A 22,041-nucleotide genomic window follows, 5' to 3' on the forward strand; every position below is an offset into this window, starting at 1 on the left:
AGCGTCTCTCCTCGCGGCTGCTCCGAGCATCGAGCTGAGACAACCAAGGCGGTCGCGATGCTCCACGTTGGAGCAGGCGAGGAGGAGATGTGAGCGAGCAGGTGCAACTAGTTAAGTCGAAGCAGCGTGTGGTCGACCATGGTGAGGTCTTCACCCCGACATGGATGGTGAACGACATGCTCGACCTGGTCAAGGATGAGTCGGAGCGTATCGATGCTCGCGTCCTGGAGCCGGCCTGTGGTGAGGGTGCCTTCCTCCAGGAGATCCTGCGCCGCAAGCTCACAACCGTACAAGCCCGATACAGCAGGAACGACTTCGAGCGCCGCCACTACGCGCTCCTGGCCCTCATGAACACCTACGGTATCGAGCTGCTTGCCGACAATGCTAAGATCTGCCGCACCAATCTCCTCGCTATCTTCACGGATTTCATTGGCGAGGATCTTGACGGCACATGGGCAGCGGCGGCTCGCGCAGTTCTGGCGATCAACATCGTGCAGGCTGATGCTCTAACTATGACGATCCCCAGCGGTGAGCCCCTGACCTTTGCCGAGTGGGGCTACCTTGGGGCGGGCAAGTTCCAACGGCGAGACTTCCAGTATCAGGACCTCACCAAGAGAGCAGCCTTTGGCGAAGATACCCTCTTCGGCTCCATGGATATGGCCGAGATCTTCACCCCAGATACCTCTTTTCCTCCGATGACTGTGGCAGAGATTGCCGCTAGAGGAGCGCAGCCAGCATGAGTGCGTTGAACCTCCTGTTGAACAAGCACAACCCAGATGTGCTCACCTGCATCGCGAACCTTTCAAACGATGAAGTGTTCACACCTCCAGAAATGGCTGCAGCCATGCTTGACCTCGCAACCGAAGCGTGGGCACGTGACCACAATGGAGAGAACCTGTGGGCAAACCCGAACGCCCGGGTGCTGGATCCCTTCGTGAAAACTGGAGTCTTCTTGCGGGAGGCGGCTCGCCGCTTCAGTGAAGGACTCGTAGCAGTTATTCCTGACCCCCAGGAGCGGGTCAACCACATCCTCACCAAGCAGGTTTACGGGATAGCTATCACTGAGCTCACCGCCCTTATGGCCCGCCGCAGCATCTACTGCTCAAAGTACGCCAACAGTGAGCACTCCATCTGCACGGCCTTCGACACCCCAGAAGGCAACATCTGGTTTGAACGCACCGAGCACACCTGGGATGACAAAACCGGCACACGCGAGAGCCGCGTTGACCCCCTCTCCGGTGAGGAAATCTTTATCCGCACTGGCCGGCGCTGCTCCTACTGCGGGGCTGGGGAAGAAGACTACGGGCGCGATGAAGATCTCGAGACCCACGCCTACGCCTTCATCCACACAAACAATATTAAGCAACGAATCACCGAAATATTTGGAGCCAACATGCACTTCGACCTGGTCATCGGAAACCCGCCATACCAGCTGTCTGACGGAGGTCATAACGCATCGGCTAGTCCGATCTACCAGTTATTCGTGAAATCGGCTAAGAACCTTGATCCGGAACACATGGTCATGGTAACCCCGTCACGATGGTTTGCTGGAGGTAAAGGCCTCACTGACTACCGTGATGAGATGCTCCACGACCACCGATTGCGTGCCCTAGTCGACTACCCCAAGCTTTACGAGGCTTTCCCCGGCGTGAAGATCCGAGGTGGGGTCTCATACTTCCTGTGGTCGCGTGCTTATGACGGACCATGCCGCATCCAAACCATGTGGGACGGATACCCCACGGGGCCTGCCATCGAGCGCTACCTAGATGAATTCGATGTTTTGGTCCGGCAGAACGAAGCGGTCCCAATTCTCAAGAAAGTTCTGGCCTGTTGTGAGGAGTCAATTGAGGGGCAGATTTCATCACGTAAGCCATTCGGCTTTGCAACAAACTACAAGGGAGAATCCCGAGCATCACAACTTGAAGATCCGGTGAAACTCTTCGCAAATCAGGAAGTGCGCTTCACCGATCGTACTGAAATCCAAGTCAATCCAGAGTGGGTGGATCGATGGAAGGTGCTCATGACGCGTGTCCAGGGCACCAGCGCAGCAGTGGAGACTATGTTTCTGAGCCGCCCGATTATTGCTGAGCCCGGAACCGCATGTACCGAGACGTACATAGTCGCAGGAAGCTTCGACTCACTCGAGGAAGCAGAGTCACTTGCGAGTTACCTGCGAACCCGCTTCGTCCGCTTCCTTGTATCACTAAGGAAATCCACGCAGGACGCGCCACGCCATGTCTATTCTTTTGTCCCCGTACAGTCCTGGGACCATGAGTGGACCGACGAGGAGTTGTACGCCAAGTACGGGCTCACTGATGAGGAGATCGCGTATATTGAGTCCATCGTGCGCCCGATGGAGGATGAGTGATGGCCAGGCGGGATGAGGAGCTCCTGCCCTCGAAGCCCTCAGCGCGCCTGCGTATCTATGCGTGGTCTCCGAAGAATCCTCCGGCCGGCTATGAGGGGCTCATCAAGGTCGGCCAGACGACCAAAGAAGATGTGCGCGAGCGGATCCGTGAGTCCCAGGGGCAGATGCAGCAGGAGTTCACTCTGCATGCTGACATCATTGCTGAGCGTGAGGACGGCAGTATCTTCCGTGACAAGGACGTCATCCAGCGTCTGAAAGCAAAGGGCTTTGCCAACCCTCACTTTGGCTCAGCGACGGAGTGGGTGCGCTGCAAGCCCGCCGACGTACTCACCGCTATCGCGGAGCTGCGCACCGGCGTGGAGTACACGGGCGAGCGATACCAGACCTTCGCGATGCGCCCTGAGCAAGCGCGTGCTGTTGAGCAAACTCTCGCCTATTACAACTCCATCTGGGAAGAGGATCCGAATGCGGTCCCGCGTTTCTTGTGGAACGCCAAGATGCGCTTCGGCAAGACCTTTACCACCTACCAGCTCGCCAAGCGCATGGGAGCCAAACGTGTGCTGGTCGTGACCTTCAAACCTGCCGTCCAAGACGCCTGGCGTGAAGACCTGACAAGCCATGTGGCCTTTGAAGGCTGGCAGTACCTAAGCACGAAAACCCTTGATGAGGGTAGCGAAGTCAAGACAGATCAGCCTCTGGTCTACTTCGGCTCCTTCCAGGACCTCCTCGGGCGGGACAAGAAGACCGGCCTGATCAAGTCCAAGAACGAGTGGATTCACACCGTCAACTGGGATCTCGTGGTCTTCGACGAGTACCACTTCGGTGCCTGGCGTGAGAACGCCAAAGCTCTCTTCGAAGGTGAGGACGAGAAGGAAGCGGCCAAGGAACTCAAAGCTGAGTACCACGAGGGGCTGGCCGCCTTCGATGAGGAGCTTGACGAGCTTGGTAGCGATGAGGACGACTTTCTTCCCATCACGACCCGCTCCTACCTCTACCTCTCGGGCACGCCCTTCAAGGCTCTAGCCACAGGCGAGTTCATCGAGGAGCAGATCTTCAACTGGACCTACACCGACGAGCAGCTTGCCAAACGCCAGTGGGATGCAGAGCATCCCGGTGAGTGGAACCCGTATGCCGCGCTGCCGGAAATGCGTCTGCTGACCTACCGGATGCCTGATGACCTGGTGGCTATCGCCCATCAGGGTGAGTTTGACGAGTTCGACCTCAACACCTTCTTCGAAGCCACAGGCAGCGGCAAGGCTGCACGATTCGTCCACGAGTCGGATGTACAGAAGTGGCTGGACCTCATCCGTGGCGAACACGCACCCACACAGATGGACATGCTCAAAGCTGGCGGCCGCCCACCCTTCCCGTACGCGGATGCCCGTTTGCTTCCTTACCTCCAGCACTCGTTCTGGTACCTACCAAACGTTGCTGCCTGCCAGGCCATGGCAAACCTGGTCACTGCCCGACACAACACCTTCTGGCATCAATACCAGGTGATCGTCGCCGCTGGCCCGGGTGCAGGGATTGGGGTTGAAGCGCTTCCACCTGTGCGTGAGGCAATCGGGGACGGTCACGACACCAAAACCATTACGCTCTCGTGCGGCAAACTGACAACCGGGGTGACCGTCAAGCAATGGTCCTCAATCCTCATGCTGCGCAACCTCACCAGCCCGGAGTCTTACTTCCAGGCCGCTTTCCGGGTACAGTCCCCGTGGGCGATCAAGAACCCTGACGGGGATGACCCAAGCCGGGAGGAAATCCTCAAACCAGTTGGGTTCGTCTTTGACTTCGCGCCCACCCGCGCTCTGCGCCAGATCGCCGACTACGGCATTGGGCTACATCCCGAGGCCCAAAGCCCCGAACATGCTGTCGCCCAGCTCGTCAACTATCTCCCGGTACTGGCCTATGACGGCGCCTCGATGAAGGAGATCGATGCGGGCGAGGTGCTCGACATCGCCATGTCTGGCACCTCGGCGACCCTGCTGGCGAAGAAGTGGGAGTCCGCGATCCTAGTCAACGTCGACAACATGACGCTCAAGAAGATCATGAACGACGAGCGCGCCATGGAAGCCATCCTCAATATCGAAGGCTTCCGCGCCCTTGGTGCTGACATCTTCGAGACCGTGGTCAACAAGAGCGAATCGGTGTCCAAGACCAAGAAGGAAAAGGGCAACTCCCTGACCAAGAAGGAGAAGAAAGAGCTCACAGCCGAGGAGAAGGAGTACAAGTCCAAGCGCAAGCAGATCCAGGAAAAGCTCATCAAGTTCGCCACCCGGATCCCAGCGTTCATGTACCTCACCGACTTTAGGGAGAACACGCTCTACGACGTCATCACCAAGATCGAACCTGAACTGTTCAAGCGGGTCACCGGCTTGTCCGTCGAGGATTTCAACCTCCTAGTGAACCTAGGAGTATTCAACTCCATCCACATGAACCAGGCTGTCTTTGCGTTCCGCCGCTACGAGGACGCCTCCCTGTCCTACGTCGGCTATGCCTCCCATGCGGAACAGAAACGCCGTAAAGACCTATGCCAATTCGGCCTCTATGACACCGTCATCACCCTGAAAGTGTAGCGCTATCTCTATCGTCCTCTCCGCCAGCGCGCTCATCATTGCTATCTGGGCTGCTGTCGAGTCGCACCGAGCGAACACCCGGTCGGCAGAAGCCAACCGAATCACTGAACGTGCCAACACTCTCGCAGAGCAATCGAACGAGCACGCTGACAAAGCGAACCTCATCAGTGTACAGGTGCTTGAACTAACAGAACGAGAAGCGCTCGTACCCCTGAGCGATTTGATGCAGCTAGGCAAGCACAAATGGGGTTCTTGATAGTTGGGTGTGGGTGGCGGCGTCTAGGCCTCCTGCGATGAGGAGCATTCGGAGTTGGTGGTTGGTGGGGTTGCGGTAGCCTTTGGCGGTGTGTCTTCCTAGTTCGATGATTCCGTCGATGGCTTCGGTGGAGTGCGTTGTTAGCTCCGGCTGTGTCGAAGTAGGCCAAGAATACGTCCTTCCATTTGCGTAGGGTTCGACCCAGTCGGGCGATTTTGGGGATGGGACAGGCTGGTAGGCGCTCGATGAGGTGAGCGGCCAGGCGTTGGCCTTGGGTGGGTGTGGCTTGATGGAAGAGGTCTCGGACTTGTTGGGCGCAGTGGTAGGCGACTTCGACACTGATATGCGCCTCATCTGCCACGAAGGCCTCACAGTCGTTCTTGTTGACATGGGGTGAGCCTGCGTATGTGAGGCGCGCAGGAGAAGCTGGATTTGGTAGAGGGGATCGCCCTTGCGTCCGCGGTTACCCAGGGCGTCTTGCTGGATGCGACGGCGTACCTCACCTGGGGCATCACCGGCGAGCTTGACGATATGGAAGGCATCCAGGACGCTGGTGGCGTCTTGGAGTTGATCGTCGATGGCGTTCTTGCTGTCCCTGGAAGGGGTTTAGCGTCGCGATTTGCACCCCGCACGGAAGTCTTCGCCGCGCTCGGCCAGCCAGTTCTCATGCGCGGTGCCAGACCTTCCTGGGACCAGAGCCAACAAGCGGGCCGTAGGATGATCCTTCCCACGTGTCAGGTCGACGATGCCGGTGAGCTCACACGGGCCCCGGAGGCGTCGGTCCTGGTGATGCCACACGTGCTCACCGACCCCCAGCACCCGCACCCCTGCGAAACGGGCGGGGGCGGGGTCATCAGATGCGGCTTGCAGGCACGGCTTGATATGGGACCACACGGTATTCCACGTGGTTCCTAACTGGCGGGCCAGCCCCGAGATAGTGGCTCCCTCGAAGCGCAACTGTCGGATCGCCCAGCGGATCGCCCGAACACCCAAACGCGCCCGGGGCCTTGTGCGATCACCCCACACCCAGGGCAGCCAACCAGCTGGTTGCATGACTCAACATCGAGCACCAGAGCCCCTGGGGTGCGAGCTACACTCATCAGATGGAAGCCCTCCAAGTCGACGAGCAGATCACAACGATCAAGCGACACAGAGCAGCAGCAGGTAGGGTGAGACACCGCCCGAGGTCCTTGACGACAGCGGGGGTAGAAGTCCGCTCATCATCAAGGACCTCGACCTCTACCCGCAACCCCCCGACCAACACCCGACCACCCACACTCGACTCGCAAGAGCCGATAATCACCACATTCGAGCGCTTCGACTACGGACTCGCGGACATGATGGCATCAAGTCCCTGCTTCAATCCGGCTATCGCCAGGCAATCCAGCCATTCAGCAGGCCGACCAAGCCGCATGTGACTCAGATAAGTCCACTGTCGCGGAGTATGCGAATCTCTCGAATAGTTTCCCTGACTTCAGATTCGTAGCCATTCGTCGCGCCGATGTAGAACGCTCGTATTCCTTTGCGCCGCAACAGCTGCGTGACGAGAACTGCCGTAATGCCTGCCTGTGAGAAGACGAAGCAGATAGGCTCGTTGCCATATTCCGAAGTCTTTGAAAGGAAAGAGTCGACGAGCTTACCGGCCACTTCTTCGTAGCCATCAGCCTTGCATTGTTTTGCCTCGGACGTCTTCAAAGCCACTTCTCCATCGGTCGTGACATCATGATCAAGAAGCATCTGTACACCATCTGCTTTCCCCATAAAAGGGACTTGATAACGCTTCCGGATGGTCGCATCAACGAAGATGTAGTCGTTCTCTTTCTCAACGCAGTATGGGATCGAATCGAGTGGAACCTGTACTACATCGAAGCGAGAGGCTTCGGTCATAATTCTGAATTCGTCGCGTGAACGACTCAAAGCCATGACAACCTGCAACAGTGACATTACCAAAATTCCAGCAACACACCACCAAAGCATGTATTTTGAAGCATCAATAAATTCCTGTTGCGCGGCCGTAGCTTCAGTAATTTTTGACAATGCCGCAATACATACCAGTGCAACAAATAGGAAGAAGAATACTACAAGAATTCTAACTTCATCCCTAGTGCTCCTACTGAATCTACTCGCTCGTTTTTCGAGGCTGTAAGAGCGAACAACATCTCTCGCTATCTCACTCGTTAGCTGTTGCTTCACGGAATTCGATATTTCATTCCTCGAGCTAAGAGCGCCACATTTCTGGAATATGCTCACATACTTCAGTCCTTTCACCTTACGGCGACGACCAAACCACAATCCAAATTCAGAACCATTCTTGAATTTTGCATATAATTCACTTCCCACCTTCAACAGCGTACCGAGCGCTACGAGAGCACCAACGCCTTTCGCGACATAATCAATCCACTCCACAACTACTCCTTCGTTAGCCGGGTCATGTCCACATCGACAGCCTCATAGGAAGTTTATCACCGGCCATAACTCCACTTACACAGGTGTCAATCCGTGAACGCTCCGTAGCAAGCTGTTTAATAGCCAAGTGTTTAACACTTCAACCGATCAACTTACCGGCGCTAACACACCCGATACGCACCGACCCTGATGAGAAGCACATCAGGTTCTCCGGGTATCTCAGCTCTTTTCGAATCCAACCTGCCAAAACCCCATATCCAGCAGCTTCATCCGCGGATACACCAGGCCATCGCCTTCGAAGCCTCGCCGCGCTTCCTCCAAGCGGTCGTTGTGCTCCTCGTAGAAGTCGACGAGCCTGAGGACGGACTTCAGGCTGTATTCCCGCGTCGTCACCTTGTATGTCGCCGTCACCCTGAAAGAACCTGTCGTACGCGGGCACGCATGCAAGCAGCAGGACACCCAGGATGTAGCGCCAGCCCGGAACGGGAAGATGATCGATAAGCCAGCCACTTACGCTGCCCGCACGGCGCGTGGCGACTCGCCGCTGACAGAACTCCCGCATCATCATTCCAAGAGCAAAGAAGCAGAGCACGGTTGTCACGAGCATCGCCATAAAGACCACTGAGACATAGGGGAAGGCGCGTTCAGCACTGAGTAGATCGAAAGCCTCGGCGAACGGTACCAGCTTGTCATCGCCGGTAGCCTCAGACAGCATTCGACTGAGATCCGGCATCGACAGGCCGGACTTTCCCGTGGACAGGACGAAACACGACCAGTAGGTCGCGTAGGTCGACGTAACCGCCAGAAAGCTCGCGACGATGGAGGAGCGAAGAGGTTTCGACACTCGCCTGCTCCGCAAGGACAGCCCTGCGGTCATCAATGACGTCGTCATCAGGAACATAGAACTGATCACGAGGAGACTCACCAGAATCTCGTAGTACCTCATGAGGAAGATCGCGATGACAACAAAGGCAGCGAAGCCAAGCACAATCATTAGCCAGATATCTCCATCACTCTCCCCCTGCCCTCTCCTACTATCGCCCGCGACATTGACATGCACGGAGTTATCGTCACCAATATGCGTATCGTTTCGATCACCGGCAAACATGACGACATCACCATTCGCTGCCATCACCTGTTGGGTCACGGCGCCTCTTCCTGATGTTGTAGGTTCCGGAGCCATCGAGCCATCCGGGACCAGTTTCGCAAGAATGATCCCGGAGGCAACACCGGACACAACGCCAATCACAAGTTCCACAATCCAAGACACGATCTCTCCTTTCCTATTGATCGTTGTCACCATCGACAGCCCCAAGCTGTCAAGCAGACAGTAAGGCGGCCCGCCTACATCTGCGTACGCGCGTCAAACCAAATTCCTTGTACTCGCTGCTCAGCGGGAAGGCAGCCGCGATCGGGGTGAGGACTCCCATCTTGACGCACGTATGTGCAGATGTGTTGCGAATAGTTGCGTCACGGTTACAGTGTATTGTTATTGTTTCGTGTCGGTTCTTGGCGTATGGTGGTGTGTAAGGGCGCGGTCCCGGTGGTGGGGGCGCGTTGGAGGAGACCTCAGTGTGGAGGGCACACGCCATGGAGATACCACCCCTGTCCGAGCGACCCGTGAGCCAGGAGGAGGAAGAGGCCTTCCTGCGCTCGATCCAACCCCGACGAGGCCTCTTCGGTCGGTGCTTCATCGGCCCGAGGAGATGGCGCCCAGGCTGGGCCTGGGTCCCGCGCGTGCGCGGCGGTGCTGGGCGCGGCGGTGGTGGCGGGGCAAGCCAGTCCGGTGAGGACGGCGCCACCGTCGACAGCGGGGGCTCGGGTGGGGGCGTGGCTTGGTTGCGTGCTGATCCGGTGGATTGGGGTATCCGCATCGCCGTCGTCTTGTTGATCGTGGCGGGCTGCTACGCCGTCTACATCAACGGTGTCGCCGAGGGCTGGTGGCGCGCCTGGGGCGAGAAGCCCACCGCTATTCCCACGCGGTCTGCCATGTCGGGCCGGGCTCCCACTCCCACAGCGACCGGTTCGAGTCGGGCCCCCATGTCGGGCGGTTACCAGGTCGGCCCCGACGGCGTCCTGGTGCGGCCTGCCGAGCACGCCGCCTCCACCTACCCCCTGCCCGAACTCCCTCAGGCCGCCACAGAAAACAGTGAGCGAGGAGCAGAAGCAGCAGCCGAACACTACCTCGCCCTCCTGGTCTACGCATGGAACACCGGAGACACCACACCACTTGCCAACATGTCCGACCCCAACTCCGAATTCGCTAGTTCCTATTTGCGTGACATTGATAATGCGTACCAGAGTGGCTGGGCGTATGGGAATGAGTCGAGGGTTGTGCACGTGTTGCGGCTGGAGCCTGTCCCCGCTGGCGAGGGGAACGTGCAGCCAAACACTGTTGGAGTCAAGCTTCAGATTGTTTCCAGCGATGGGGTCACCTGTCGGGGACAGAAGATCACCGTCAAAGAAGAAGAGTACACATCGACCCTGTCCCTGTTCATGACATGGAAAGACGGTCGTTGGATCGAAACGCAAGGACGCGTGATCAGCGAACATGAACAATAGATTTCTGACAGCTACTTCTTTGGCGAGTGCACTATCTCTGTCGATCATTTTTGTGTGCATTCCATCAATTACTATCGCTGATGAAGGAGATGGGGGTCGATACGGTTCCCATGCAGAGGCGGCAGATGATGGAATTCACCAGAGCATCTGGGAGTACCAGACTGCGACGACACCTGGTAACAACGCCCCATCTACGTCAACGACTGCGGGTGATGATACGACGCGTCAGTCCAATACAGCGGCTCCTGCGAGTGAGGCTGATGCGTATTTTGATTTCGCTCATTGCGCGGTGGAGACGAATCCGTTTGGGGATGACCCTTTCACGCACGGGAGCTGGGTGTGCGCCTACCCGCCACCCGAACCCGGCCAGGACGCACCCCAGAACAGGCCACCCACCACGCGCGAACTCCTCCTAGCAGCAGCCACCCTCATCCACCCCGACGGCGCAGGCCTACGCAAGCGTCCCGAAGGGGTGTCCTACACGAACCGGCGCATCCCCACCCTGGTCAACGTCACTCACCCCACCCAAACCCACACCGTTACCCTGCTGGGAAGAGAGGTCACCGTGACCCTCACAGCCCAGGAATACACGTGGGACTGGGGAGATGGCACCCCGGGCACAGTCACCTCCTCACCAGGAGCAGCGTGGGTGACGGGGATGGACCCCAACACCGACCCGGCCCTGATACGCCACTACTACACCGCACCAGAGGGGTGGAAGTCCTTCCTCGACGGCCCCTACCCCAAGGCCACACGCACCATCACCCTGACCACCACATGGGCAGGCACTGCCACCAACCCCTTCACCGGAGACACACAAACCATCAACGGCCTGGTCACCACCACCGAAACAACCGACCCCTTCCGCCTCGACCACCTCATCATCAACAACACCGACACCGCAGAAGAAAAACAAGGCCACTAAACCCCCAACCAGCACACCCCAGACAGGTGGGAACCCAGCACCAAGCCTCGCCGACCCCGCACCGTGGATCATCGGCGCGATCGCAGCCGTCAGCGTCCCCAAGCCCACTCCCCCACCCAGCCTCTATGCGGGCGGAAAGGAAAGACAAGCGATAAGCCTGCCGACACATTCAGGTGAGAGCCCACACGAATGCTCGACCGTGCGTTCCGACCCAACCGACGGCGCACGCGGGTACGGTACGACCTACCATCCGGGAACCAATCCGGCTCTTCATAATTGAGGGTGTAGTTGGGGTTTGAATCCTCCGGTTTCGAGGAGTGCTCGCGTGATGTAGTGGGTGAGGTTTCGGAATCCGAGTGCGGATCCGCGTAGGTGTTCGAGGCGGCCGTTGATGGCTTCGGTAGGACCGTTGCTGGTGTGGGGATGATCGAAGTAAGCCAAGATGTCTCTGGCTCGGCGTTTGAGCGTTCTGCCCAGCGTGATGAGCTCGGTCAGGCCCCTCGGTACGCGCGTGGAGGTCAGTGTGTTGATTTCGGCTTGCATCAGGGCCTTGCCGCGGATTTTGTTGGGATCGCGGTAGGCGCCAGGTAATTTTCTGGTACACGCTCCAGGTGACTTCGAGTGCGACGTGGCAATCGCTGGCGAACAGGTCGGCTAGCTGGTGTTGCTGGCGTGGGGTGAGCAGGCAGGATCTGGTGTGGAGCATACGGCGAGCCTTGTACAGGGGATCCGTGGCACGCCCGCGCCGATGGTGGAGTTCTTGCTGGATGCGCCTGCGGCACTCATCGAGAGCATCACCGGCAAGGCGCACGACGTGGAAGGGGTCCATGACCGCCCTCGCGTCTGGGAGCTCTTCGGCGGCGGCGCTCTTAAAGCCGGTGAATCCATCCATTGCGACGATCTCGATGCGTTCGCGCCACGTATCGGGCTGGGAGGCCAGCCAGGTTTTGAAGACCCGCTTGGATCGGCCCGGAATCATATCCAGGAGCCGGGAGGGACCACGACGGTCTCGTATAGGAGTCAAGTCCAAGATGACGGTGACGTATTTGTCCCCGTATGGGGTGTGTCGCCACACGTGTTCATCCACGCCAATGACGCACACCCCCTCGAAACGATCAGGATCATTGATGAGTATGCGCTGGCCTTCACCTAAGATCGCGGTATTGGCAGTGTTCCACGACACGGCCAATACGTCGGCGACGCGCGCCACCGTCAGATGGTGGACCACCAGGCCTACCAGCGCCCAGCGCACCGCTGCACGCGAGAGCTTCGCGCGCGGGTCGGCCGCTGCACTCATGTTTTGACGCCACACGTGAGCACACTCTGGGCAGCGGTAGCGGCGCACGCTCACGTGCAACATGGTGGGGTGCCACCCGTAGGGTACGTGAGCCAAGCGCCTGACCACCGTGTCACGTACGACGCCCTCACCCCCACACTGTCGGCACCACCGATCCTCACCCACTACCTTGCAGGCCAAGACGGTCCGATCGTCTCCTACACGTTGACCCATCACTTCCAGTCCTAGGTCATCCAGGCCCGTGAAGGCGCTCAGATCAGGGCGATCAAAGGTAGCATTGGACATGTCGAGGTCTTTCAGATGGACGGTGTCGGAACCCCCATCATCGGAAGACCTCGACCTCTACCCCGCCACGACACGCCGAACCCCGCATACCACCCCCACACCCTCAATTATGAAGAGCCACCAATCCACAGCCCCCAACCCGATAGAAAGGCTACTTCGCGTGGTAGCGCGGGCTCGTGCCCAGGTGCGTCGGATACGCGTTCAGCGAGTCGTTCAGCTTCGACTCATCAACCCCGCGATACGTATACGAGTTGTCGTTCACGATACTCGCCGGATCCACGACACCGTCCGCGTACTGGCGCACCTCCTCCGGCGTCGGGCTGGACCCACCTTGCTTCTGCGCCAACGGATTCTCATCAGGGAACTGCGATGGATCCGTATTCAAAATCGAGCCCGGATCAATACCACCGAAGCCGGTGTACTGGTTCCACCCGTGATCCGGATTCAACCCCGTCTTCACCAACAGCTGCAGCAGCTGATTACTGGTCGCCTCAGGCCAGCGCTGCTTCGCCAGGGCAAGCACACCGGCCACGACAGGAGCAGAAAATGACGTCCCATACGTCTGACTTACCTGTCCCGACGCATAATCACGAACGGCAACCGGGCCACCAATCGCCGTCGTCGTCACTCCCTGGCCCCACGAGGAGTAATCCTGCCGATTACCATCCGCACCAATAGCCGCCACGCCTACAACACCCGACCATTGGGATAGGGACGCCGCATTTGAATCACTCGCCTCATTGCCAGCAGATGCAACAACAATGACGCCCTGTGCAATTGACCGGGCAATAGTCCACTTCAGGTCATCGTCCTGAGACGTGCTTGACGACGAGAGGTTCACAATCTGAGCACCGTCATTGATGGCGGCATTAATCAGCCATGGGTACCCGTATTTCAACCTGTTCCCGCCATCAAAGCAGTCCGTAGAAGCCTGATCACCATCTTGTTTTGATCCCGTTCGATACGTCAGCAGTGATGCATTCGGTGCAACCCCATAGCCGTTCGACACAAGAACAGAGGCCACAGCCGTGCCGTGTGTCTTCGACCCAGACGATGAAGTGATCGTACACGTTGATCGAAGCGAGATATCTGCGCCCTTGAGTTCAGCGGCTGACGTATCCACTTCACCGTCGATGATGGCGACCGTGACGCCCTTGCCCGTGTAGCCCTTCGCTCGCGCCTGGTCCAGGCCGTAGTACGCGAAATATGCCTGATCGGTGGTGGTGATTGGGTCGGCCGCGTGAGCTGGGGCGACGGGTATCGACACAGCTCCCACCGCCAGCGTTCCGGCCACGGCGACCACAGCGCAGTTCTTCACACTCACCCGCGTGCGCCTCGTCCACCTCACCATTGGCGCGGATCCCATCCGTCATCCTTAGACGGGGCGGGCTCGATATCCTTGTCCGACCCGTACGTCTGCGACATCGGATTCACATAGCCCGGCGGCAGCTCGTCCTCGTCATCAACGCGGAAGGGAGTGTACTTGCGGCGCCTCGCCTTCTTGTCGTCCTTGGCCGTGCCCGACCCCGCGCCGGCACCACCCATGAAGCCACCGCCCTGGGCGCCGGTCCTCCCGGCAACCGTGGCCCCGGACCCCGTCCCTCGCGTACCAGTCATGCCGGAGGCGCCCGATGCGGCGCCAACCGGAGACGGCGGCTTGTAGGTCCCGTAACCGGGACCCGAGTACGTTCCCGCGCGCAGCGCCGACACGCCCGCGACACCACTACGCCCGAGGGCACTCGCTGACGCGCCGAGGCCCCCGCCCATGCGGGCCGCGCCGCGTACGCCCAGCGCTCCCGCACCCAGCACGCCCGCACCGCCGAGGCGACCGGCCAGCGCCGACTCACTGCCCGGACCGCCATTGACACTCCACAGCGGGTGGTAGCGATCGGCCGGAGGTGCCGGAGTGTAACCGCCGATCACCCCGTTGCGGTGCCGGTCGCCGTTCACGCGCGTGTGCAGCAGATCCACGTCCATGAGGTCCTGGGGATCGGAAACGGGATTCAGGCGCGACCCCACCTCGCCCTCGGTGATAAAGCGATTGGGAATGCGCGGCGAGGACATCGCGCGATCGCTGACCGGGCCGCCCTCGTCATAGCCTCCCGGATACAGGCCGGACCCACTCCCACGCAAGCCGGAACGCCCATAATCCGTATCACGATTGCCCGGATACACGCCAGGCTCATGAACGGAGGTGTTCAAGCGCCCACGCTCAATATCGTGACGAACAGAAGGAATAGATGGTCCTGGCGGCGCAGAGTTATGCGCACCCGGATCGCTCATCAGCATTCGTTGTTTATTCGTCCCATCCGCGAGTCCCTGCATCGTGTCATTCGCGCGCTGCAGAACATCTGCCGCAGCGGCCTCGCGCTGGTTATTCGCCTGGTCGATCAGCCCCCGGATGTAAGCCTCACCCGTGGCGGCGATGGCGTTGATCGGCACGCCGCCAGGTCCCAGGTACTTCGCCACCGGGATCACCACGTGCGCCGCATCTGCCAGCGCCTGGAGCCTCGCGTCGATCAGCGTGGGCGAAAGCTGCATGGCCTCCTCGCGCACCTGCTTCATCGCGCGACGGGCCTCCACATAGTATTCCATCGCAGTGTTGTGGCCGTCCTTGATGGCCTGGACCTGCTTCATCGCCTGGTCGGTCCAGGCGTCGATCTGGTCCCCGGTCTCCCCGGTGAACGCCGGATTCGTGCGCATATGGTGCGTGGAATTGTTGGCCTCGTTCAGGCCGCACACGACCTTGTTGTGTTCGTCGTCCCAGGCGTCCAGTGCGGACGCTTTCTCAATCGCGGCGACCAACCTCATGAGGCGCTCATACATCGGACTCTCAACCATGACTGTTGCTCCTCGTTCTCAGATCGCCGACGGTGCATTTTGGGTGGGAGCCGACCCCGGCACCGCAGACCCAGACGTACCGGACCCCGACGCGGAAGAACCGGAAGCCGAGGTGCTGGCACCGGCTCCCCCACTGGACGTAGGGCCAGAGCTGCCGATTGGTGTCGGTGCTGGGGTGTTGAGCGGCCCGCTCCCCGCCTGCCCCTGATCCAAGCCCGCCAAGATCGCCGCAAGCTCATCAGCGTTGGCCGTCTCCGCAGCCTCGAACACCTTGGCCGCCTGCTCCACATCGCCGTCAAACTTCTTGAAGCGAGTCTTCTGCTGGCCGATGAGCCGACTCTCAGTCTTCATGCACGCGATGATCGCAGTGCGCATCGCCTGAAACCCGGCCTCATCGGACCAATACGCGGGGTCCTGCGCGTCAATGAGTCGGCCTAGCGCCTCCGAGGAGTCCCCCAGGGACTCCCCCCCCCCGTTTCATGTCGTCACGCGTCTGGGCGTGCTTATCGGAATCAAAACCGACGTCGACCACGCGCCACCTCCTGATCAACCGGCCCACGAAAACGTGCACCACAGAACACACTGTTACCTCGCCAAGCATATGACCGGGCGTTCACATTGACAAGCGTGTCCCAGCCTCATAGGCAGCCACCATGACACGCGGCTCATCGTCAACACCGGCAACACGGTAGTCAGCAAATCGGTCAGGCATTCATCACCAACGCCGCCTTGAGGACGCAACACACCGCCGTACCAATCTGTACCCACCACGACGGTGCCTCGTCAGTGCCCGGCCAACCCATAGCGCACCCAGCGACGCTGACCCGTGGACGTCACCAGGCCTCGCGACACAAGATCGCGCAGATCCGAGCGCGCCTCCTCGGCCGTGACCCCGAAGTGGTCCCGATACTCGCTGTTGTTCCACGTGCGGCCGTGACGCATCTCGACGAGCGCCTCCTTCTGGCGCCGATTCAGGCCAGCCGTCGCCTCGCGGCTAAGCCCGCCGAGCCACGCCAGGTCCCCGTCGGGAATGAGCGCCGAGTTCGGGAAACGGACCGTGAACGACACGCCGTTGTCGTAGAAACGCGGCTCCGCCATTCCCGCCTCGCGCAGGGACCGGCGCACCTCCCTGATCCCGGTACCCATGGCCTCGATCACGCGCCCACTGCGACCATGAACGTTCCGGCAGATTCCATAGAGCCGCTCATTCACCGCGGGATGATCGCCAGAACCGAGCCGATCAACCGTGATCCCCCACAGGCCACCGGGATTCGTCAGGCGAAACCCGTCACGGGTGATCCTCAGATCAATGCCTTTTCCGCGCGAGGCCTCGGAAAGATCACGGTGAACCAGCGCCTACAGGCAGGCAACCGACAACTCCCCGCTCTGGCGATCCGCAACGACGCCCGTGAAGTAGAGGATCGTTCATCACCGTCATTGACGAGACGTGGGGTCGTTGTACGAACAGATGAGAGTTATCACGTAACCAAATCCGTATCAAGATCCTGAAGAGAACTGCCGCACACCGCCTCCACGTCGGCTCTCCAGAGCCTGACGGCGCTGAGAGGCTCAGGCTCTCCATCCGCATTCATAGATCCATTTCTATCTCATAGACCCCCGTTTCTATGTCATAGAAACCCATTCAAGGCTCATAGACCCCTCGATCGGCACCATATGAGCTCATAGAAGGGGTCTATAGCGTCATAGAACGCCTCGGAGAGCATAGGGTCCGGGCCAGGGCCGACGCATGCACGCGCCGCAGCAACCCGCACACCACCCATCGCACCGTACAGCCACCCACGCGCGGCCATCACTCGGATGTTTCACGTGAAACAATCCAGCGACCGGCCGCCGACAACACGTCGAGCGGCTCCGCCCACAGCCTCGAATACACGGCCTCACCCCCGCCTCTCGCGCAGGCTCCGCGCGAGGAGGCCGTGCCTCGGCGCGAAGACCCACGCGAGCACGAAGCACGCGGTCAGCACCAGGACGATCGTGGCTCCCGTGGGCACGTCCAGCGCCCACGACAGGTACAGGCCCACCAGGCCCCCCGCCGCACCCAGGGTGGGCGAGAGGATCATCATGGTGCCCAGGCGGTCGCACAGCAGCCGCGCGGTGGCAGCGGGGGTTACCAGCAGCGCCAGCACGAGCACGTTGCCGATCGTCTGCACCGAAATCACGACCGCCAGGGCGACGGCGACATACAGGGACAGATCAGCGGCAAGCACGTGCACGCCCGCCGCCCGGGCGCTCTCGCGGTCCAGGGTCACCGCGACGATGGGCCGGTGCGCCAGGAAGAGCATGAGCAACACGAACAACGCGCCGCCCAGCACCACGGGCACATCCGACGCTGGAATACCCGTAATCGACCCAAAGAGGAAGTCCTGCAGGCTCCCCGCGTACCCGGGGGCACGCGCGATGATCGCGACGCCGAGCGCGAAGGCACCCACGAAGAGCACGCCGATCACCGAGTCCTCCTTGAGCCTCCGGTTTTGGGCGAGCAGTGCCACTAACACGGCGGTCACGACGCCCGCGAGCGCCCCGCCGAGCACCAGGGACCCGCCGCACACGAAGGCGATCGCCAGGCCGGGGAACACGGAGTGCGCGACGGCGTCGCCGATGAAGGCCATGCCTCGCAGGACGACGTGCACGCCGACGCTGCCGCACACGAGGGCGGCGACAACGGCGACGAGGAGGGCGCGCGGCAGAAACGCGAGCGCCGGGTTCATCAGGTCGCGAAGGAAGTCCAGGGGGCTCAGGAAGTCGGTGGCCGGGGCGAGAGCCAGGCCGCGGCCCGCCGCGTGAATGACCGGGTTCATGCGCGCACTCCTAGGGCGTCGAGGATCGGGTTGTCGGGGCGCACGTCGAAGGCGCGGATCCACGGGTCGGCGTCGGCCAGGTCGGTGGGGGTGCCCGAGGCGACGATGGTGCGGCGCAGCAAATACAGGCGGTCGCAGCCGGCGCGCGCGCCGATCAGGTCGTGCGTGGTCATGAGCAGGGCTCTCCCCCCGTCCGCGAGCGCGCGGAACAGGTCCATGAGCATCTCCTGCGTCGGCATGTCCAGGCCGGTGAAGGGCTCATCGAGGAGCAGCACCGCGGGGCGGATCGCGAGCGCCCGGGCGACCAGCACGCGCTGGCGCTGCCCGCCGGAGAGCTCGCCGATGGGTCGCTTCGCGAGGTCGCGCATGCCGACGAGGCCCAGGGCCTCCTCGACCGCCCGGAAGTGCGGGGTCCGCGCGCGCCCGAGCAGCCCGCGCCGCACGGTGATGGCCTGCAGGACGGCGTCGCGCACGCTGATCGGGAAGTCCCACGCGAACTCGTGGCGCTGCGGCACGTAGCCGATCGCGCCGTCGGTCTCGACGCTGCCGGTGGAGGGGATCAGCCCCAGGATCGAGCGGATCAGGGTGGTCTTGCCCGCGCCGTTGGGGCCGATGAGACCGACGAGCTCCCCGGCGCCGACCTCCAGGTCGACGCCCTCAAGGACGGCGCGTCCACCGAGGCGCGCGCCCAGGCCGGCGACGCGCAGCTGGCTCACTGCTCCCCTCCCCCGTTGCCGAGTCCGGAGCCCTCACCGCTCTCGCCCGCGCCCGAATCGCCGCGCCGGGAGGCGGGCAGGGGCGCGAGGAGGGACGCGGAGTCGGCCTCGGCGATGGCGGCGGCCTGCTCGGCGCGGCTGCGGCGGGCGCGAGCAACGACGAGCGCGCCGATGACGAGCACGGAGAGGAGGGCGACGGCGACGATGACGAGGAACGCCCAGTCGGGCAGGCCTCCCTCGGATGCGCCGGAGGTGGCACCCTGGTCGCCGGAGCGCTGGGCGTTGGGAGCGCCGGAGGCGGAGCCCTGGGACGCGGACGCGGAGGGCGCATCGGAGGCGGCGGGGGCGGCTTTGGCGAGGGCCTCGGACGCGGAGGCGGAGTCGCCGACGGCGAAGCGCAGGGTCGTGGTGGCGCTGACGGCCTCGCCGGAGGTGGTGGTGCCGGAGAAGGTGACGGTCGCGGCGTAGACGCCGGGGGCGGAGAACGCCCAGTTGGCGTGCACGTGGGTGCCGGAGTCGATCCACACGTCGCCGGGGGCCGCGCCGGAGTCGGCAAGCAGCAGGGGCTTGCCGAAGGTGCCGGACTGGAGGAAGAGCCAGGCGCGGCCGGGCCCGGAGACGGGGCCCACCCGCATGGTGAGCCCGCGGTCGATGGTGGCGGTGACGGCGGGGTCCTGCGTGTTCCAGCCGAGCCACACGACGCCGGGGTTCTGGGTCTGGGGGATGACGTGCACGGGCTTGCCGACCACGTCGGACAGGAACGGGTAGTCGGCGGAGTCGGGCGCGGTCATGATGGCCGCATCGCTGACGCGCAGAACGGTCTGGTTGGGGTCGCGCCACACGGCGCCGCCCTCGGCGTCGTGGCGCAGGCCGGCCCGCCACTGCCCGTCGATGAGGCGCGGGCCGAGGTCGACGTGTCCGACGCTGATCTCGCTGGCTTCGCTGGACCATGCCTCGTGAGCGGCGACGCTCTGGGCCAGGTCGGGGTCGGGACTCGGGTCAGCGAAGGAAGAGGGCGCCCCCACGATGACAAGCAGCATGGATGCGAGCAGCGCGAAAACCGGCACGCCGAGACGGGGGAATAACGACATTAGAGCTTCGACACGCCGACGACACGCCGTACGGATGCTTCTAATGACGCAATTCCCCCCGTCGGCGGCGGGGCCTGGCCGCGCCTCAACACACGACGCCCACCCGCTGCGACCCGTGGGCGGCGGCGGGGCCTGGCCGGGCTTCGAGATCGACCACTCCGAGCCGACAGGCTCGCGTGTGGCGATCTCGCGGGCGGGCCGCCGCTCACGGGACACCACGAAAGCGGGCGGGCGGGCCGCCGCCCCCGGGGCGAAGAGCCGGCGGCCGACAGAGGACATGGACGAGAAGAATTTCATGGCATCTCCTTGCCGCCCAGGCAGCGTGCCAGTGAGCGGGCGTTGTGTTGCATCATGTCGATGTAGGTGGGTGCTTGGTCGTCGAGAGTGTCGCCGTACAGGGGGCAGATGTCCACGCCCGCGTCGGTGGCGGCGGTGCGCAGGGTGGATCGGGTGCGCGCCAGGTTGGGTTCGAGGAACACGGCGGGGATGTGCGCGTCCGCGAGGGTGGCCTGGAGCTTGATCCGGTCGGCGACGGAGGGTTCGACGCTGGGGTTGGGGGCGACGAAGCCGGCGACGGTGAGGCCGTAGGCGTTAGCCAGGTACCCGTAGGCGTCGTTCGTGGTGACGAGCTTGCGTGACTCCTGGGGGATGGTGGCGATCGTGGAGGCCACGTAGGCGTCGAGCTCGTCGAGGCGCGCCAGGTAGGCGGCGGCGTTGGCGCGGTAGGTGGCCTCGCCGCCCGGGTCGACGCGGGTGAGGGAGTCGCGGATGACCTTCACGTAGGCCTGCGCGTTGTGGACGTCGTGCCACAGGTGGGGGTCGATGTCGCCGTGCACGTGCTTGCCGAGGACCGCCTGGGGCAGCATGTAGACGCTGGCGCCCGCGTCCCCGATGAAGCGGAATGAGGCCTGCCCGGGGATGGTGGTGAGGGCTCGGGTGGGCACCTCGATGATGGCGCGGTCGAGGTCGGTGCACTCCATGGTGGAGGCACCGATCGCGCCCGCCCCGGATGCTCCCTGGCAGGGTGCCGAGGCCTCGTCCCCGCTGAGCGCGCCCGCGTCGGAGGCGAGCTCGATGCGCTTGGTGGCCAGGTTGACGGTGACGTCTGCGTGTCCGCCGCGCAGGATGCGTCGGCCTTCAGCGGCGGCGATCTCCTCGGGCGGGGTTCCCACGGCGAACACGGCGGTTCCTTCCCCAACGGGGGTGGGGGGCGCGCCGGGCGTGGTGCGCAGGTTCGCGCGGAAGTGGACGCGGTAGACGCCGGGGGCTGTGAACGCCCAGCTCATGTGCTGGTGGGCGTCGGCGGGCAGGTGCGCGGTGTCAGCCTCGTATCCGCTGGCGGCGTCGAAGCCGTCGGAGGACGCGAAGGCGACCTCGGGCTGCCCGAAGGAGGTGGTGAGGTAGGCGGAGGCCGCCCCGGGTCCCTCAACGGCGGTGGTCGTCAGGTCGATCTGGGAGGCTCGGGTGGCGCCCAGGTCGGTGCCGTCGCCCCAGACGCGCATGCCGAGCCACGGGGTGTCGAGGGAGCGGTCTTCGACGAGGGGGAGGATGGTCGCGCCGTTCTTGGCGGCCTCCTCGGCCACGGAGACGGAGTCCGTGCCTGCGGGCAGGTTGGAGTCGAGGGCGCGGATGAGGGCGTGTTCCTCGAGCATGAGGTAGTTGGAGAAGGCGACGTCCGCGTAGGCGACGTCGCGGATGGTGCGCAGGGAGGGTTCCCACGAGTGCGGGTCTGCCCCGTTTGGCACCATCTGGGTGACGTGGGCGCGCTCGCCTGCGACGCTTCGCACGAGGTCGGCGAGGATGCCGGTCGTGGCGACGACGCGCAGCTGTCCGTCGTCGGCCGGCTGGGGTGCGGGCGCGCATCCTGCCAGGGCCGTCGCGAGGGCGAGCGTCGCGGCG

16 protein-coding genes and 2 pseudogenes are annotated in these 22,041 nt (G+C 62.2%); 6 read left to right on the forward strand and 12 right to left on the reverse strand.

Going from position 1 to position 22,041, the window contains the following annotated elements; translation table 11 throughout:
* Window positions 1–89: 89 nt before the first annotated feature.
* From NQK35_RS08300 to NQK35_RS08310, 3 genes are read left to right on the forward strand one after another with little or no spacing between them, the layout of a single operon-like run.
* Window positions 90–740, forward strand: coding sequence for an SAM-dependent methyltransferase (locus NQK35_RS08300; RefSeq protein WP_257113862.1), 651 nt, complete (start codon window positions 90–92; stop codon window positions 738–740).
* The gene (locus NQK35_RS08305; protein WP_257113863.1) at window positions 737–2,368 is read left to right on the forward strand and encodes an Eco57I restriction-modification methylase domain-containing protein; all 1,632 of its coding nucleotides are present in this window, start codon (window positions 737–739) and stop codon (window positions 2,366–2,368) included. Before NQK35_RS08300 ends, NQK35_RS08305 begins: the two co-directional genes overlap by 4 nt.
* Window positions 2,368–4,944 (forward strand): DEAD/DEAH box helicase family protein, encoded by a 2,577-nt coding sequence (locus NQK35_RS08310; RefSeq protein ID WP_257113864.1) that lies wholly within the window; start codon window positions 2,368–2,370, stop codon window positions 4,942–4,944. The genes NQK35_RS08305 and NQK35_RS08310 overlap by 1 nt, the downstream gene beginning before the upstream one ends.
* 229 nt (window positions 4,945–5,173) lie before the next feature.
* On the opposite strand, the pseudogene NQK35_RS10670 reads toward NQK35_RS08310, so the two are convergent.
* From NQK35_RS10670 to NQK35_RS08330, 3 genes and pseudogenes are all read right to left on the reverse strand, one after another.
* Window positions 5,174–6,378: pseudogene (locus tag NQK35_RS10670) on the reverse strand (ISL3 family transposase).
* A 241-nt stretch (window positions 6,379–6,619) separates the two neighbouring features.
* Complete coding sequence (locus NQK35_RS08325) at window positions 6,620–7,606, reverse strand: hypothetical protein (protein ID WP_257113866.1); 987 nt, start codon at window positions 7,604–7,606, stop codon at window positions 6,620–6,622.
* 139 nt (window positions 7,607–7,745) lie between these two features.
* Complete coding sequence (locus NQK35_RS08330; protein ID WP_257113867.1) at window positions 7,746–8,876, reverse strand: hypothetical protein; 1,131 nt, start codon at window positions 8,874–8,876, stop codon at window positions 7,746–7,748.
* A gap of 320 nt (window positions 8,877–9,196) precedes the next feature.
* Between NQK35_RS08330 and NQK35_RS08335 the strand changes: the two genes are divergently transcribed.
* Together NQK35_RS08335 and NQK35_RS08340 are read left to right on the forward strand one after the other, a co-directional pair.
* Window positions 9,197–10,168 carry a DUF6318 family protein gene (locus tag NQK35_RS08335; RefSeq protein ID WP_257113868.1) on the forward strand — a complete coding sequence of 324 codons (972 nt, stop codon included), beginning with the start codon at window positions 9,197–9,199 and terminating at the stop codon, window positions 10,166–10,168.
* Between the two features lie 145 nt (window positions 10,169–10,313).
* Entirely contained in the window at window positions 10,314–11,093 is a 780-nt protein-coding gene (locus NQK35_RS08340; RefSeq protein WP_257114788.1) for a hypothetical protein, read from the forward strand.
* A 270-nt stretch (window positions 11,094–11,363) separates the two neighbouring features.
* Here the strand turns inward: NQK35_RS08340 and NQK35_RS08345 are convergent.
* From NQK35_RS08345 to NQK35_RS08365, 5 genes and pseudogenes are all read right to left on the reverse strand, one after another.
* Window positions 11,364–12,675 (reverse strand): annotated as a pseudogene (locus tag NQK35_RS08345) (ISL3 family transposase).
* 151 nt (window positions 12,676–12,826) lie between these two features.
* Entirely contained in the window at window positions 12,827–14,041 is a 1,215-nt protein-coding gene (locus NQK35_RS08350) for a S8 family peptidase (protein ID WP_257113869.1), read from the reverse strand.
* The gene (locus NQK35_RS08355; RefSeq protein WP_257113870.1) at window positions 14,020–15,516 is read right to left on the reverse strand and encodes a hypothetical protein; all 1,497 of its coding nucleotides are present in this window, start codon (window positions 15,514–15,516) and stop codon (window positions 14,020–14,022) included. Before NQK35_RS08355 ends, NQK35_RS08350 begins: the two co-directional genes overlap by 22 nt.
* Before the next feature lie 18 nt (window positions 15,517–15,534).
* Window positions 15,535–15,867 (reverse strand): hypothetical protein, encoded by a 333-nt coding sequence (locus NQK35_RS08360; RefSeq protein ID WP_202812272.1) that lies wholly within the window; start codon window positions 15,865–15,867, stop codon window positions 15,535–15,537.
* A gap of 432 nt (window positions 15,868–16,299) precedes the next feature.
* Window positions 16,300–16,794 carry an ATP-binding protein gene (locus NQK35_RS08365; RefSeq protein WP_306456029.1) on the reverse strand — a complete coding sequence of 165 codons (495 nt, stop codon included), beginning with the start codon at window positions 16,792–16,794 and terminating at the stop codon, window positions 16,300–16,302.
* Here NQK35_RS08365 and NQK35_RS08370 point away from each other — a divergent pair.
* On the forward strand, window positions 16,690–17,025 hold the full coding sequence (locus NQK35_RS08370; RefSeq protein WP_257113871.1) for a hypothetical protein: 336 nt from the start codon (window positions 16,690–16,692) through the stop codon (window positions 17,023–17,025). The two genes, NQK35_RS08365 and NQK35_RS08370, sit on opposite strands and share 105 nt — an antisense overlap.
* A gap of 389 nt (window positions 17,026–17,414) precedes the next feature.
* Here the strand turns inward: NQK35_RS08370 and NQK35_RS08375 are convergent, their stop codons facing one another.
* The 4 genes from NQK35_RS08375 to NQK35_RS08390 form a co-directional block, all read right to left on the reverse strand.
* A complete protein-coding gene (locus NQK35_RS08375; protein WP_257113872.1) occupies window positions 17,415–18,335 on the reverse strand; it encodes an anchored repeat-type ABC transporter permease subunit in 921 nt (306 codons plus the stop codon).
* Entirely contained in the window at window positions 18,332–19,051 is a 720-nt protein-coding gene (locus NQK35_RS08380; protein WP_048741317.1) for an anchored repeat-type ABC transporter ATP-binding subunit, read from the reverse strand. The genes NQK35_RS08375 and NQK35_RS08380 overlap by 4 nt, the downstream gene beginning before the upstream one ends.
* Window positions 19,048–20,118, reverse strand: a complete 1,071-nt coding sequence (locus NQK35_RS08385; RefSeq protein ID WP_257113873.1) for a TIGR03773 family transporter-associated surface protein — start codon at window positions 20,116–20,118, stop codon at window positions 19,048–19,050. Before NQK35_RS08385 ends, NQK35_RS08380 begins: the two co-directional genes overlap by 4 nt.
* Before the next feature lie 317 nt (window positions 20,119–20,435).
* On the reverse strand, window positions 20,436–22,013 hold the full coding sequence (locus NQK35_RS08390) for an anchored repeat ABC transporter, substrate-binding protein (RefSeq protein ID WP_373567096.1): 1,578 nt from the start codon (window positions 22,011–22,013) through the stop codon (window positions 20,436–20,438).
* Window positions 22,014–22,041 lie beyond the last annotated feature (28 nt).

The organism is Schaalia odontolytica, from assembly GCF_024584435.1.
Lineage (GTDB): Bacteria > Actinomycetota > Actinomycetes > Actinomycetales > Actinomycetaceae > Pauljensenia.